Here is a 14,891-nt window from a genome sequence, read left to right on the forward strand (position 1 = left end):
CCGCGGCGAGCATACCGGCGCCCGGCCGGCCGACCCGGCGCTACAGGAGGCGCAGGCCGAGCTCGCGCAGCTGGCGCTCGTCCACCGGGGCCGGAGCGCCGGTCAGCGGATCGCCGCCGCTGGCGGTCTTCGGGAAGGCGATGACGTCGCGGATCGAGTCCGCGCCGGCCATGATGGCGGCGATGCGGTCCAGGCCGAACGCGATGCCCCCGTGGGGCGGCGCGCCGTAGCGCAGCGCGTCGAGCAGGAAGCCGAACCGGCGCTCGGACTCCTCCTCCCCCATCCCGAGGATCTCCAGCACGCGGCGCTGTACATCGGTGTCATGGATGCGGATGGAGCCGCCGCCGAGCTCGGACCCGTCCACGACGAGGTCGTACGCGCGCGAGCGCAGCGAGCCCGGGTCGTCCAGATCGCCGAGCGGCGCCGTGAACGGATGGTGCAGCGCGTCCCAGCGCTGCTCGTCGTCGGCCCACTCGAACATCGGGAAGTCGACGACCCACACCGGCGCGTGGCCGTGGGCGTGCGGACGGCCCAGGTGCAGCCGCAGAGCGCCGAGCGCGTCGGCGGCGACGCGGGGCCGGTCGGCGACGGCCAGCAGCAGGTCGCCCTCGGAGGCGCCCAGGCGGCTCGAGATCGCCTGCATCTCCTCGTCGGCGAGGAACTTCGCGACCGGCGAGCGCCACACGCCACCGGACTGCACGAACGCCCAGACGAGGCCCTTGGCGCCGTGGCGCTGGGCCATCTCCGTGAGCTCGTCGAGCTCCTTGCGCGGCGTCTCGCGCGGCCCGACGTTGAAGGCGCGCACGACGCCGCCGGAGTCCAGGACCGAGCGGAAGACCTTGAACTCGGTCTGGCCGAGCGCGTCGGAGAGGTCGTGGATCTCCAGCCCGAAGCGCAGGTCCGGGCGGTCGGAGCCGTAGCGGGCCATCGCCTCGTCGTAGGGCATGCGCGGCCACGGCGGCGCCGCGACGTCGAAGCCGCTGACCGCGAACACACGCGCCATCAGCGTCTCCATCAGGTCGATGACGTCGGCCTCCTCGACGAAGGACATCTCGATGTCGAGCTGCGTGAACTCGGGCTGGCGGTCGGCGCGCAGGTCCTCGTCGCGGAAGCAGCGCACGATCTGGAAGTAGCGCTCGAAGCCGCCGATCATGAGCAGCTGCTTGAAGAGCTGCGGCGACTGCGGCAGCGCGTACCAGTTGCCGGGCTGCAGGCGCGCGGGCACGAGGAAGTCGCGCGCGCCCTCGGGCGTCGAGCGCGTCAGCATCGGCGTCTCGATCTCGAGGAAGTCCGCACCGGAGAGCACCGAGCGCATCTCGCGGGTGATCGCGTCGCGCAGGATGATGTTGTCGCGCATGCGCTCCCGGCGCAGGTCCAGCACGCGGTGATGCAGGCGCGTGTTCTCGTCGACCGGGCCGTCCTCGTCCACCGGGAACGGCGGGGTGTCGGACTGGGCGAGGACCTCCATGTCGGCGACCTGGAGCTCGACCTCGCCGGTCGGCAGGTTCGGGTTGACGTTGCCCTCCTCGCGCACGACGAGCAGGCCGTGCGCCGAGAGGACGTGCTCGGCACGCAGGCGCTCGGCGGCGGCGAACGCCTCGCCCGAGGTCTCCGGATGGAAGACGAGCTGCAGCAGGCCGGAGCGGTCGCGCAGGTCGATGAAGATCAGCCCGCCGTGGTCGCGGCGGCGGTGCACCCAGCCGGCGACGCGCAGCTGCTCGCCGGCGCGCGACGCGCGCGGCTCGCCGGCCCACGTGTCGCGGTAGCGGTTGGCCGTCGGGGGGCGCTTCACAGGCCGGGACCCCGCAGGACGTCGCGGACGACCTCGTCGACGGCGACCGCGGCCTGCTCGCCGGCCTCCATGTCCCGCAGCTGGGCCTGACGACCGTCGGAGTCCACCCAGGCAACGTAGCGTGCGCCGAGCCGGTTGGCGTGCTTGAGGACGCCCTTGTGCGAGCGGGCGGCGAGGTCGAGCTGGGCCTGCAGCCCGGCGCGGCGCGCGTCGGCCACGAGGCGGAACTGGACCGGGCCGACGGGCGCGGCGACCAGGAGGTCGACGGGCGGTGCGGCGTGCGCCGGCGTGGCCGCGGCCATGAGGATGCGCTCGATGCCGGCCGCCCACCCCATGCCGGGGGTCGCCGGGCCGCCGACCTGCTCGACGAGGCCGTCGTAGCGCCCGCCGCCGCCGAGGGCCGACTGGGCGCCGAGCTCGCTCGAGTGGATCTCGAAGACCGTGCGCTGGTAGTAGTCCAGGCCGCGCACGAGGGTCGGGTCGACGTCGTAGACGACGTCGCCGGCGTCCAGCAGCGCGCAGACCGCGTTGAAGTGCTCGGCGTCGTCGGGGTCGAGGAAGTCGCGCAGCAGCGGTGCGGTGCGCATGACCTCCTGCGTGCCGGGGTGGTCGGCGTCGAACGCGCGCAGCGGGTTGAGCTCGATGCGGTCGCGCACCTCCTGGGAGAGGCGGTCCTCGTGGGTGCGCAGGTGGCCCTGCAGCGCGACGCGGTAGTGCTGGCGGGACTCCAGCTTGCCCAGGCTGGAGACGCGGACGTGCACGCCGCGCGCGCCGAGGTCGCCCAGCAGCGTCGTCAGCAGCAGGATGGCCTCGGCGTCGACGGCCGGGTCCTCGGAGCCGATCGCCTCCGCGCCGATCTGCCAGAACTGGCGGAAGCGCCCGGCCTGGGCGCGCTCGTAGCGGAAGTACGGGCCGAGGTACCAGAGCTTCACCGGCTGGGCGAGCTTGTGCATGCCGTGCTCGACGTAGGCGCGGCAGACGGAGGCCGTGCCCTCGGGACGCAGCGTCAGCGACCGGCCGCCGCCGTCCTCGAAGGTGTACATCTCCTTCTGGACGATGTCGGTGGACTCGCCGACGCCGCGGGCGAAGAGCTCGGTGTGCTCGAAGATCGGCGTCTCGACGCGCTCGTAGCCGGCGGCCTCGAGGACCTCGCGGGCGCGCTCCTCGAGCGCGGCGCGGGCGGCGGCCTGCTCGGGCAGCACGTCGTACGTGCCGCGCGGCGCCTGGATGCGCTCGCTCACGATGAGGCCTCCCGCCGGGTCAGGGCGGTGGCGTGTGAGGACCCGCAGGGTCTCACGATGAGGCCTCCCGCCGGGTCAGGGCGGTGGCGTGTGAGGACCCGCAGGGTCTCACGATGAGGCCTCCCGCCGGGTCAGGGCGGTGGCGTGTGAGGACCCGCAGGGTCTCACGGCTGGGCGAGCTCGGCCAGGAACGGGTTCGTCGCGCGCTCCCGACCGAGCGTCGTGAGCCCCATGTGGCCGGGGTGCACGCGCGTCTCGTCGGGCAGGGTGTCCAGCAGCCGCTGGATCGAGGCGGCCAGCGTCGGCCAGTCGGCCCCGGGCAGGTCCGTCCGGCCGACCGAGCCCTGGAACAGGACGTCGCCGGAGAACATCGCCTCCTCGCCGTCGACCACGTAGGAGACGTGGCCGGGACTGTGGCCCGGGGTGAAGATCACGTCGATGTCGAGCCCGGCCAGCGCGAGGCGCTCGCCCCCGGCGACGGTCTGCTCGGCGTCCCAGTCCTCGAACGGGCCGAAGCCGGGGAAGCGGACGTAGCTGTTGATGTCGGCGAGGATCGGCTTCTCGATCTCCGGGACGTAGACCGGCGCGCCGGTCGCGCGGGCCACGGGCGCCACGGCGCCGACGTGGTCGAAGTGCGTGTGGGTGAGCAGGATCGCCTCGAGCCGTACGCCGAGCTCGTCGAGCACCGTGAGGAGGCGGTCGGCCTCGTCGCCGGGGTCGATGAGCAGCGCCCGATCGTCGCCGGCGCGGCGCAGCAGGTAGGCGTTCTCCTGCAGCGGCCCGACCGTGAGCATGCGCACGTCGATGGTCACTTGGCGGGCTCCTGCCCCTTCTGGCGCATCCGGCGGCGGTAGAGCCAGAGGTCGGTGTAGTAGCCGAGCGGGATGTAGAGCAGCAGCATGAACGCGCTCACGCCGAGGGCATTGGCGATCGGCAGCTTGAACAGGAGGATCACCAGCAGGGCGAAGAAGACGACGGCGAGCAGCGCGCGGTTGATCGCGCCGCGCCACGTCGGCGGGGTGTCGAACCGGTTCGCCTTCCCGCCGCGGCCGCCCTTCTGCTCGGGCTTGCGGTCCTTGTCGGTGGGCTTGCGCCCCGTGCGGCCGCGGGTCTCGACCATCCCGGCGGCGTTGCCGCGATGCTTGGTGCGCCGGCGCTTGGTCTGGGCCATGCCTTCTAGCGTATCGGCGCGTGCCCGGCGAGCGTCGCTTCCAGGGTTCGGCGGTTGCGAACGGCGAGATCTTCGGGGAACCCGGCGAAGGCCGCCTCGGGTGGGAGCCCGATGATCTCGGCCTCGGCGATGGGTGCGTGGGCCCGCACCGCCTCGACCACGTTCGCCAGCGGGAGGGCCAGGTGGTCCTCGACGTTCATCGACACCTGGGCGACGTTCTCGCGCGCCGCGAGCGTCAACCCGATGGCCCGCAGGCCGGGCAGGCCGTGCGCTCCGCCCTCGCGGATGTCGGCGGCGATCCGCTTGGCGTCGTCCAGGGTCGCGGGCGGCGCGAGCTCGAGGTTGAAGGCGATGAGCGGCGGGCGCGCGGCGACGAGGGTGGCGCCGGCGGTCGGATGCGGCTCGAGGGGGCCGTAGTCGGGCACGAGCTCGCCGGTGCGCATGCGCTCGGTCAGGGCGTCGATGCCGCCGCGGCGGATCTCCGCGCGCGTGCGGCCGCCCCCGAGCGCGCCGTAGAGGAAGACGGGAACCTCGAGCTCGTGGCCGATGCGGTCGGCGAGGACGAGCGCCTCCGCGACCGCCGGGCCCCGCCGCGCCTCGTCGAGGTGGACGACGGGCGCGACGTCGAGCGCGCCGACGTGCGGGTGGATGCCCGGGTGCTCGCGCACGTCGAGCATGCGCACGATCTCGCCGGCCCCGGCGACGAGCGCGCCCGCCAGCCGTCCGGGCGCCGCGGCGAGCGTGAAGACCGAGCGGTGATGGTCCGGGTCGGCGTGGACGTCGAGGACACGGGCCCCCGCCGTGGTGAACGTGTCGCCGATCGTGGCGAGCACGAGCGGATCGCGGCCCTCGGAGACGTTCGGGACGGCGATCAGCGGGCCGGCGCCGGCGCTCACAACGCGAAGCGGCCGGCGTCGAGCACCGTCGTGCCGTCGAGCGTGAGGGTGGCGTCGAGCACGAGGACGTCGAGGTGCACGGGGACGCTGACCGTACCGCCGATCCCGGCGCTGGCCCCGAAGGCGACGTGGACCGTGCCGAGCATCTTCTCGTCCTCGAGGATGTTGCCGGTCAGCCCGGCGCGCTCGTTCGTGCCGACGCCCAGCTCGGCGAGGTTCGTCCCGAGGTCCCCCGCCGCGGTGAGACGTTCGAGGAGCCGCTCGCCCTCAGGGCCCTCGGCGGTGGCGAGACGGCCGTCTCGGAGGGTCAGTCGCGCGGGCGGGTCGGCCAGGCCGATGGCGGCGAGACTCGACGCGTAGAGGGTGCCGTCGCCGCCGATGGGCGAGATGAACCCCTCGCCGCAGGGCAGGTTGCCGAACGCGCCGGGGGCGGTGAGGTCGCCGTCGTCGGGGATCGCGTCGCGGCCGGTGAGGTCGAGGGTGAGGTCGGTGCCGCGGGGGCAGGTGATGCGCGCGGTGCTCGCCCCGGTGAGGAGGTCGGCCACCTTGTTCGAGCGCTCGCCCATGAGGTCGAAGTCGGCGGCCATGAGGCGGGCGAGCATGTCGGCGGTGACGTGCGGCATCGTCGCACCGCGAGCGCCGGCGTCGCTGGCGGCCTTGCGCGCGCGTGTGTGGGAGATGGACCAGGCGGTCGGAGCGATGAAGACGTCGGCGGCGGCGAGCGCCGCGGCGACGGCCTTGGACGGCTCCTGGCCGTCGGTGGTGCGGGCGGTCGCGACCGTCAGCGTGGCGTCGGCCCCGGCGCGCTCGGCCTCGTCGCGCAGGGCGGCGGAGATGTCGGCGGTGGAGGCGTCGCCGACCACGACCACCTCCTCGCCCGGGCGGACGGCCAGGCAGCGGTGGATGACGGTCTCGACGGCGCGGGCGAGGTCGGTCGGCATCGGCGGGACGCTACTCAGTAGATCCGGGCGGCGCCTCTGACGCAGCGCATCAGCCCCGCGCGAAGCCTCGCGTGACCTCGGCCGGCTCAGCGGCGGGCGTGCCCGACGGCCTGGAGGCGGTCGCCGGTGCGGGCGAGCTCGCCGCACGGGCGGTCGCCGGGCCAGCTCGCGGCGCGCAGCCGGTCCTCGAGCTTCGAAGAGATGGCCGTCAGCAGCGCGTCCGCCTCGCCCGCCACCTCGTTCTCCGGGACGTGCAGCACGGTGCGCAGGAAGTGCTCGACCACCCGCCGGCGACGCCGGACGGCGTCGGACTGGCGACGGCCGTCGGCGGTGAGCAGCCAGCCGCCGGTCTCCGCCCGCACGATGAATCCGTCGGCCTCGAGACGCCGCAGCATCTCGTGGACGGTCGGAGCCGAGAGCCCGAGCGAGCGGGCGATCGCCGCGCCGGCGACGGGCACACCGCCACGACCGAGACGGCCCATCACCTCGAGGTACCGCGCCTCCGCGGGGCTGGGCGGGCGCAGCTCGGTTTCGTGCTGATCCGTGGCGCTCTGGCTCATGGCAGGCAACTATAACAACGAGTTCAAAATAGCTGCCACCTAACGGTTACCCACGCATTGCTAGGCTTTCCACCAATGGCCGACGGTGCGCACATCCAGCTTCCCGAGGACGCCCTCTGCTCCGCACTGCGCGAGCGGGGCCAGCGCGTGACGCCCCAGCGGCTCACGATCGCGCGCGTCGTCCGGGAGCTCGACCGCCACGTGACGGCCGAGCAGGTCCTCACCGCCGTGTCCGATCGGCTCCCCGGAGTCTCCCTGCCGACCGTCTACGCGACGCTCGAGCTCCTCGAGGAGCTTGGCAGCGTTCGCCGGGTCAGCGCCGGCGGCGGCGCGGTCCTCTACGACCCGCGCACGCACCCCCACCACCACGTCGTCTGCACCCGTTGCGGAGCCGTCGCCGACATCGACGCCCCGCTCGACGACGAAGCCGTCATCACCGCCGCGCGCGACGCGGGCTTCGAGCCGGAACGCGCCGACACGGTCGTCCACGGCATCTGCATGGCCTGCCGCAGCTGAGGCGGTCGTCTCAGCCGCACGCGCACTAGACTGCGCGATCCCCGCCGGAGTAGCTCAGTCGGTTAGAGCAGCGGAATCATAATCCGCGTGTCGGGGGTTCGAGTCCCTCCTCCGGCATTGGAAAGGCCCTGCAAAAGCAGGACTTTTCGCGTTCCCCTGGAAGTACGAAGGTCATCGAAATAGGTCCCGAACAAGTGTCCTCTCGGGACCCGTTCGGCCTCTCGGAGCGGTTCAATCGGACGCGTTCAGGGCCCGTACCGCCCGGCTCTGAACCCTGATCGCCGGTCGTGCAGGGGCATGGCGGACTGTGTCGCCGCCCGAGCCCACGTTGGCGCGTTGGCGTGCCCGTGGGCCCAGGCGCGGGCGTAGGCTCGCGCCGAGACCGCAGAGTCGCCATCCGATGGTTCCGCTGCCAAGCACCAACGCGCGTCTTTTCGTCCGGCCCGCGGACATGCTCGTGCTGGCGGCGGAGTGGACCGGCGTGAGCGAGACCACGGCGCCGTCTGGGCAGCTACTCATCAGCCCGGCGTTCGCCGGCGAGGGTCGTGTGACGCTGACGCTGCCGCCGCAGGCGATCGCCGAGGCGAAGTTCGACCGCGACGACGACGTCGCCCGGCGCGGCGCCCGGCTCTCCGGTCCGAGCCAGGTGACGTTCCTCCTCGCCGACGACACGCAAATCGAGATGACTGCGGAAGGCCTGCTCGCCGCGCTTGCCGCGGCAGGCCAGCACGTCGAGCTGGTGGCCGCCGGGCGCGAGCCGACCGCGATCGAGCTCCCCTGGCACCTGACGCTCACGCTCCAGCACCTCACCGGCGGCCAGGTCGTCTCGCGCCACGACGCGACGGCGGTCACGTCGGTAGGCGGCGTCGCCGGACTCTGGCACGCGCGGCTCTGCGCCGATGGCGCGGGCGAGGACGACGCGGCCCTGCTGTTGCTGCCGCTGCACGCTGACCAGGACGATGCGCAGCTCGATGTCCAGCCGCTGTCCGGGCAGCAGCGCCAGTCCATCGTCGACGCGGCCCATGCCGCGGCCGGCCCGGCGCTGGCCCGTGCCCGGCGGGTGGGGCTCGGCCCGCTCGGCGGCACGCTGTCCGCGGCGCTGTCGTCGGCGGACCTCGAGTGGAACCACGACGCCACGCTCGGGCGCGATCACCAGGTGCGCACCGCCGAGCACGGGGTGCTGTACCCGTTCGGCCACCGCGCGATCTTCGTCGAGACGGCGCGGCGCGAGCTGCTCCCGGCCGGCGACCCGGCGGTCGCGGGCCTGCACCGCGAGGCGCAGCTCATCATCATCGACCGCAAGCGGGCGACGACCGACGGAGAGCTCGAGCTGCGCCGGCGGTTCCCGTTCAGCGAGGTCGAGATCCTCGCGGCGAGCTTCCCGCACATGAAGCCGCCGAGCCCCGCGGACTTCACCACCGTCCGCCGCCCCGTCGTACCGCACGGCGAGCTCGCAGACGAGCAGCAGCAGCTGCGCGACCAGCGGGCCGAGCTTGCGGCGCTGGTGCAGCAGCGGATCGACGACCTCCCGGACGCGCTGCAGGCGTACCTCGATGCGCACATGGGCTCCTCCGACCAGCTCGCCGACGCTCAGCAGCACCTGGCCGACACGCCCGACCCGCAGACACTGAGAGAGGAGAACGCCGAGACGAACCGGACCATCGACCTGCTCGAGCACGAGCTTGGCCTGCTCGTGCCGACCACGGGCGCGGACGGCGAGACGATCGAACCCGATCCGGCCCAGGTGCAGGCGCTGCAGGACCAGATCTCCGCGCTGATCGCCACCCTGCACTCCAACGCCGAGATCCAGCAGGCGGCCGTCGACTTCCCGGCGGCGGTCGCTGCGGTGCAACAGCTGCAGGCGGCCGTCCAACGCGAGTTCGACAACCTGGCGCGCACGCTCGACGCCCTCGCCGCCCAGGGCGACGAGCAGGCCGTCGGCGTCCAGAACCTCGACGCGGCGATCGCCGCCCTGCAGGTCCGGCTCGATCGTCTCGACCGGGCCGAACACGCGGACGAGCCGCTGGCGTATGTCCCGCAGACGCCCGACGGCACGCCGCTGCGCTTCCCGCTCCGGTTCGCCGCGGCGGCCAGCGACGTCGTTCTCGACATGCCGTTGGTCTTCGTGAGGGACTTCTCGCTGCGGGAGGAGGAGTTCCTGCCGGCGTTCTCCTCGCTGACCGATCCGACGGCTCTCGCGACGGTGGCGTCGCTGTGGCAAGGCCACGCGGTCGTGCCCGTGCCCGGCGTGCCGATCGACATGGTCAACAGCGGCCAGCCGCAGCCGCTGCCGGGGGACGTGCACCAGGTCCATGCCCTGACGCTCGCAGGAGTCGCGCACTCCGGCGGCTTCCGGCCGACCATCGGCCAGTTCGACGTCGAGCTGCCGTCGCTGCGCTCGCTCCTGCCCGAGACCGGCGGCGTCCGGCCGCTGCATTTCACCGAGGCGTTCCTCAACGAGCCGGAGATCCCCGAGCTGCCGTTCACCCTGGACCCGCGCTTTACCGGCGACCCCGCCATTGGTATCGGGATCGACTTCGTGCGCCAGGCGCAGCGCTCGGGCGGTCTGGTCTCGCCGAAGTTCGTCGTCGACGGGATCTCGCGCCGCCTTGGACCGGTCGCCGCCCGCGCGCTGCCGCCGGGCCTCGCCGACGCGCTGCCCCCGGGCATCCCCACCTTCGACCTCGCGTCCGTCTATGCGGGCGCGACGCTACTGGGCTTCCCGCTCACGTCGCTGATCAAGCTGCCCCTCGACCCGTTGTCGGCCGCCACCGACGCCTTGCCCAAGCCGCCGGCGATGACGCAGTTGCTCGACGCCGGCATCCCGACGGGGATGCGGATGTCGTGGACGCTTGACCTGCAGGAGCACGGGCCGTTTCGCCCCGGCCCCGCCACGAAGCTCACGCTGACGGTCGAGTGCTCGGCGGCACGCCAGGACACGACGTGCACGGTCAACGACTTCGCGCTCGTGCTGCCGCCCGGCGGCTCCGTCGCGGGGCTGCTGACGCTCAACTTCCGGTCCCTGCAGTTCGCCCAGCATGAAGGCCGCACACCGGAGTTGAAGATCGACCACATGACGGTCGGCTTCGGCGGCGCGCTGAAGCTGTTGCAGGAGCTTCAGGCCGAGCTGCAGAAGGTGCTCGAACTGCCCGACACGGGCGTGAAGGTCGACGTGCGCCCCACCGGCCTGACCGCCGGCTATGGCGTCGCCGTCCCCAGCGTGACGGCCGGGACCTTCCTGCTGAGCAACATCGCGATGCAGGCGGGCGTCGACGTGCCGTTCGACGGCAAGCCGGTCACCGTGTCGCTGTCGTTCGCCAAGCGCGACAACCCGTTCACCGTCAGCGTCATGGCGTTCGGCGGCGGCGGTTATCTCGACATGACGCTCGGTCCGGAGGGCCTCATGCGGCTGGAGGCGTCGATCGACTTCGGCGCAGCGATCTCGGTGGACTTCTTCGTCGCCCGCGGCGAGGTCCACGCGCTGGGCGGCGTGCGGTTCCGCCAGGCCGGCGGCTCGATCGACATCGACGGCTTCATCAGCATCGGGGGCAGCGTCGAGGTCCTCGGCCTCGTCTCGGTGTCGATCGAGCTGCTGGTGACGCTGAGCTACCGCGACGGCAACCGGCTCGTCGGCCGAGCGACGATCGTCGTCGAGGTGGACCTGACGCTGTTCTCGCGCTCGGTGGAGATCGACAGCGGCGAGTGGGTGCTCGCCGGCAGCGAGAGCCCCGCGCGGGAGAGGCTCGACGGCCCCGTGCCTGTGCTGTTCTCCGCCGAGGAGGACCCGCGCCTGGCCGCATGGCGCGCCTACCGACAGGCGTTCGCGACGGCATGAGCGAACTGCTGTGGATCAGCGTTCCGGGGGGCGTCGACGGCCGCCCGCTGCTACGCGTGCTCGTCGTGCCGCGCCTTGACGGCGGGACGCTCGCGGGGTCCGGCATGGCAGCCTGGCCGTCACGTGGACTGCTGGCCGGACCCGCGCTGAGCGTCGAATGGCGCGCCGGTGAGGGGTCGCCGATCACGGCGATTCCGGTGAGCTCAGGCGACGTCACGTTCACCCACCAACAGGACCTGTGGGCGCAGTTCTTCGCTGCCGAGACACCGGTCGGCACCACCGCGGGCCCCGTCCCTCCGCCCGAACAGCCGGTCGTCCAGCCGAGCTCGCGCGACGCCCAGGCCATCAGCGACACGTTCGCGGCGCCGGCGGCGGTGGACTTCGGCGCGCCGGACTCGGCACCGCCGACGACATACCACGCGAAGGTGCAGGAGGCGCTCGCCACATGGACGCCGGACGGCGCCGACACCCCCGCTCCGGACCCTGCGCCGCCGGGTCCGCCGCCCCCGCCACCCGACTTCCACCTCACGATCTCCCTGCTGCGCGAGCATCCCGCCGTCCTGCGCGCGCTCGGGTTGATCTTCTCGGTGCGGGTGGCCCCGCCCGCCGGGCTCGCGCAGGCCGGTCAGGTGCGCATCGTCTGGCCGGCGCCCGACCCGGGCCTGCCCACCATCGTCTCGCCCTGGTCGATGTACGGCACCGGATTCCTTCCGGCGTCGCGCGGGCCGGAGATCAGCCGCGGCATGGTGACGCTGACGCCCGACCCGGCGGTGACGGGCGATCCCGGCGGGCGCTGGACGGTGACGACCGTCGATGTCGAGGGCGGCGCCCGGAAGCTGCGCGACGCGTCGCAACTCGTCGCGGCCGGTCAGGCGGCAGAGCTCGCCGCGGACCCGGCGAAGCCGCTCTCGCTGCCGACGATGCGCACCGCGGGCATCCAGCTCGTACGGGTCGACCGCCACGCCGAGTTCGAACGCCGGCGCGGCATGGCGCTCGAGAGCAACGCCCGCGCCACGCTCGACGGAATGGTGCTCGACGCCGAGCATCTCGTCCTGGGCTACCGCATCGACATCCGACTCGGCAACCGGTGGCGATCGCTGCACCGGCGGATCGCGACCTACCACCGCGGAACGCCCGCCCAGGTCATCGGCGAGGCGGGTCTGCACGAAGAGGGCCACATCAAGGCCAACGGCGCCGCGCGCGGCGCCGACGACGTGCTGCGCGCGAGCGAGGTCGTCGCGCGCTGGAACGGCTGGAGCTTGGCGACCGTACGCCCGCGCTTCGACATGCCCGCCGTGGTCCCGGGGCCGTCGCGCGGGGCGGGTCTGGCGATCGCGTTCGGCTGGGACTTCGTGGCCGAGCCGGAATCGCTCCCCCGGTTGCGCTTCACCGAGCGGTACGCGCTGCGGGCTCGTGTGGCCGACATCGCCGGCGGCGGTCTCACGCTCGACGATCCGCAGGCGGATCGCTGCGCGATCACCGAGATCGGCTACGGCCGCTTCGAGCCCGTCCCCTCTCCGCCGGTCCTGCTCGAGCCGGGGCTCACGGCCGCCGACCTCGGCCCCGGCGAGGCCGTCGACCAGGTCGTTGTACGCAGCGACCCAGGGTCGACGGTTGACGCGTTCGTCGCGCAGAACCCCGGCTACACGATGCGACCACGGCGCAAGCTGCTGCGCCCGCGCACCTCGCTGGCGATCGCCGAGCAGCACAAGATGCTCGACCACGACGACGCGGACCAGACGTTCGCCTGGGTCCTGCGGGCGGTCGCAGCGGGTGACGCGTTCGGCGCCGAGGAGGCCGGGGACGGGCCGCTGCCGGATCCCGCGGCGGGCGGCATCAACGCCGTCCCGCGCGACGAGGCGGGCAAGCCGCCGGCCGCGACCTCCGCCCACCGCGACTGGGACGCGCCCTGGCCACAGCCCGAACCACCCAAGACGCTCGAGCTGGCCGGCCCCCAGGCCGGCGAGCCCCCGGTCGCCTGGCGCGACGAGACGCTCGTCGTGCGCCTCGCACCGGGCGAGCGGGTCACCGTTGAGCTGTCCTCCCGGCTCACTGCCGACTTCCTCGACCACTTCGCGCTGCAGGACGCGATGCCGGCGTCGTCCAAGGGCGCCGCCCAGGCCGGGCGCCATCCGCTGATCACGCCCGTGCACCCGGTCACCCTCGTCCACGCGGTCCGCAAGCCGATCGATCCGCCTGATCCGGGCTCGACGCTGACTCCGGCGCCGCGCGAGTCAGGGCAGACGTTCGCCGTGCTCGCATCTGCGCCGACGCTGTTCGGCGTGGACGTCAACAGCACCGGGCAGCTCGACGTGAGCGCCGCCTGGACGGAGCACGCCGACGACGCGACACGACAAGCGACCGCGTCGGTGCAGTCGTTCATCGTCGACCGCGGGGACACCGTGCTCAAGGAGCCGCTGCGACACGAATTCGGCGACACGCGCCATCGCGTCGTCACCTACACGGTGACGGCGGTCAGTCGCTTCCGGCCGTTCTTCCATCCGTCCGAGCTGACCGCCGACCCCGACGCCTTCGTCCAGCGCACCCAGCTCCGGGCGACGGTCCCGATCCCCAACACCGCGCGGCCCGCCGCGCCCACAGTGCTGGGCACTCGCCCGGCGTTCACCTGGAAGGATTCGCGTGAGCCGTCGGCCGGCGGCACCGTGACGCTGCGGCGCGAGCGCCTCGCCGGCCGCCTCCGGGTGGAACTCGGGCGACCGTGGTTCGCGACCGGTGAAGGCGAGCGCCTGGGAGTCGTGCTGTGGGACCGGCCGACCGGGGCGGCCGAGCCGCAGGCGCCGCTGGTGACCGAGTGCGGACGCGACCCGATCTGGGACACGACCGACCCGCCGCGGTGGCCGGCGGAGTCCCAACTGGTTGGCGCGGCGGGTCCTGCCGGACGCCACACGCTGCAGGAGGCGGCAGTGCCTGCACTGGTCGTGCCGTTCGAGCCGTTCTTCCACGGCGACCGCTGGTACGCGGACGTCGCGCTGCCGGGCCTCGCCTCGGCCTCCTATTGCCCGTTCGTGCGGCTGGCGGTGGCCCGCTGTCAGCCCGACAGCATCGCCGATCACCATCTCTCCCCAGTCGTGCTCTGCGCGATGACGCAATTGCTGCCCGACCGCACGCTCACGGTCGAGCAGGCGGGCTCGACGGTCCAGGTCAGCCTTGCCGGGCTCGGACCGCGAGGCCCTCAGCCGAACCGCGTTGACGTGGTGGTCGAGCAGTGCGGCGCGCCCCGGCCACTCGCCGACACGGTGCAGATGTCCTCTCTGGAGCCCGGCCCTACAGGCGACGGCGTGCCGGTCTGGCGGCCCGTCGCCGACCATGTGGTCCACACGACGCTGAACGCCGCCCCGATCACCGTGCCGCTGCCGGGCGGCGGCGCTGCCACCCGCCTGCGCATCCGCGAGGTCGAGCTCGTGGGGGCCGACGTCGGAGCCCCGGAGCCGCAGGCCGGCTCGCCGGGCGAGCTCGGTGAGCGCGTGACGTTCACCGACACAGTGCTCCTGCCCCTGAACTGAGCGGCGTGGGTGGGCGCTCGCTCTGGTCGAGCGCAATCGTTGCGCCTTGGCGTTGGCGGTAGCTCCGCACCGCCCCGGCGTTCCTGGGCGCGGGTACCTGGTGTCGCCCAGGGCAGGCGTCTTCTAGCGGCGGATGCTCCGGGCGCACGGTTCGCAGAGCGGCGTGCCGCCGTACCGCACGACCGCGCAATCTCTCGGGTGGTAGTTGCATCCCGCGCTTGGCCCGGGCTGCCCCCAGGGTGGTGGCAAGCCAACCGAGTAGGAGCTGTCCGCAGGCGGGCTCGCGCCGATGAACGCCCGCTTCCCGCACGGTCGGCAAGAACATCTGATTGAGGCCCCGCACGACATTCACCGGCGCCGCGCGACGTCGGCGCCCTAAACGCCAGGCGCGCCTGCCGATTCGGGTCCCGAAAAA

The 14,891-nt window shown here is 73.1% G+C and carries 10 protein-coding genes and 1 tRNA gene; 4 read left to right on the forward strand and 7 right to left on the reverse strand.

Annotated elements, in window-relative coordinates; translation table 11 throughout:
* Positions 1 to 40: 40 nt before the first annotated feature.
* The 7 genes from aspS to DSM104329_RS17870 form a co-directional block, all read right to left on the reverse strand.
* The gene (gene aspS, locus DSM104329_RS17840) at positions 41 to 1,792 is read right to left on the reverse strand and encodes an aspartate--tRNA ligase (protein WP_259311203.1); all 1,752 of its coding nucleotides are present in this window, start codon (positions 1,790 to 1,792) and stop codon (positions 41 to 43) included.
* Positions 1,789 to 3,033: a histidine--tRNA ligase gene (gene hisS / locus DSM104329_RS17845; RefSeq protein WP_259311204.1), complete on the reverse strand. Its 1,245-nt coding sequence runs from the start codon at positions 3,031 to 3,033 to the stop codon at positions 1,789 to 1,791. The genes aspS and hisS overlap by 4 nt, the downstream gene beginning before the upstream one ends.
* 164 nt (positions 3,034 to 3,197) lie before the next feature.
* The gene (locus DSM104329_RS17850) at positions 3,198 to 3,845 is read right to left on the reverse strand and encodes an MBL fold metallo-hydrolase (RefSeq protein ID WP_259311205.1); all 648 of its coding nucleotides are present in this window, start codon (positions 3,843 to 3,845) and stop codon (positions 3,198 to 3,200) included.
* Positions 3,842 to 4,204 carry a hypothetical protein gene (locus tag DSM104329_RS17855; protein ID WP_259311206.1) on the reverse strand — a complete coding sequence of 121 codons (363 nt, stop codon included), beginning with the start codon at positions 4,202 to 4,204 and terminating at the stop codon, positions 3,842 to 3,844. The genes DSM104329_RS17850 and DSM104329_RS17855 overlap by 4 nt, the downstream gene beginning before the upstream one ends.
* 5 nt (positions 4,205 to 4,209) lie before the next feature.
* Positions 4,210 to 5,100 (reverse strand): hypothetical protein, encoded by an 891-nt coding sequence (locus tag DSM104329_RS17860; RefSeq protein WP_259311207.1) that lies wholly within the window; start codon positions 5,098 to 5,100, stop codon positions 4,210 to 4,212.
* A complete protein-coding gene (locus DSM104329_RS17865; RefSeq protein WP_259311208.1) occupies positions 5,097 to 6,041 on the reverse strand; it encodes an aminopeptidase in 945 nt (314 codons plus the stop codon). Before DSM104329_RS17865 ends, DSM104329_RS17860 begins: the two co-directional genes overlap by 4 nt.
* Before the next feature lie 86 nt (positions 6,042 to 6,127).
* The gene (locus DSM104329_RS17870; protein ID WP_259311209.1) at positions 6,128 to 6,601 is read right to left on the reverse strand and encodes a metal-dependent transcriptional regulator; all 474 of its coding nucleotides are present in this window, start codon (positions 6,599 to 6,601) and stop codon (positions 6,128 to 6,130) included.
* Positions 6,602 to 6,676: 75 nt separating this feature from the next.
* Between DSM104329_RS17870 and DSM104329_RS17875 the strand changes: the two genes are divergently transcribed.
* From DSM104329_RS17875 to DSM104329_RS17890, 4 genes are all read left to right on the forward strand, one after another.
* Positions 6,677 to 7,117 carry a Fur family transcriptional regulator gene (locus tag DSM104329_RS17875; protein ID WP_259311210.1) on the forward strand — a complete coding sequence of 147 codons (441 nt, stop codon included), beginning with the start codon at positions 6,677 to 6,679 and terminating at the stop codon, positions 7,115 to 7,117.
* 43 nt (positions 7,118 to 7,160) lie between these two features.
* Positions 7,161 to 7,234 (forward strand) — tRNA-Met (locus DSM104329_RS17880).
* 364 nt (positions 7,235 to 7,598) lie between these two features.
* Positions 7,599 to 10,952 (forward strand): hypothetical protein, encoded by a 3,354-nt coding sequence (locus tag DSM104329_RS17885; protein WP_259311211.1) that lies wholly within the window; start codon positions 7,599 to 7,601, stop codon positions 10,950 to 10,952.
* Positions 10,949 to 14,476, forward strand: a complete 3,528-nt coding sequence (locus tag DSM104329_RS17890; RefSeq protein WP_259311212.1) for a hypothetical protein — start codon at positions 10,949 to 10,951, stop codon at positions 14,474 to 14,476. The genes DSM104329_RS17885 and DSM104329_RS17890 overlap by 4 nt, the downstream gene beginning before the upstream one ends.
* The last annotated feature ends 415 nt before the right edge of the window (positions 14,477 to 14,891 follow it).

It is taken from the genome of Capillimicrobium parvum (assembly GCF_021172045.1).
GTDB classification, from domain to species: domain Bacteria; phylum Actinomycetota; class Thermoleophilia; order Solirubrobacterales; family Solirubrobacteraceae; genus Capillimicrobium; species Capillimicrobium parvum.

Coding starts and splice junctions, on each gene's coding strand:
- DSM104329_RS17855 (WP_259311206.1), bottom strand. CDS start 4,204: ATGGCCCAGACCAAGCGCCGGCGCACCAAGCATCGCGGCAACGCCGCC.
- DSM104329_RS17865 (WP_259311208.1), bottom strand. CDS start 6,041: ATGCCGACCGACCTCGCCCGCGCCGTCGAGACCGTCATCCACCGCTGC.
- DSM104329_RS17870 (WP_259311209.1), bottom strand. CDS start 6,601: ATGAGCCAGAGCGCCACGGATCAGCACGAAACCGAGCTGCGCCCGCCC.
- DSM104329_RS17875 (WP_259311210.1), top strand. CDS start 6,677: ATGGCCGACGGTGCGCACATCCAGCTTCCCGAGGACGCCCTCTGCTCC.
- DSM104329_RS17890 (WP_259311212.1), top strand. CDS start 10,949: ATGAGCGAACTGCTGTGGATCAGCGTTCCGGGGGGCGTCGACGGCCGC.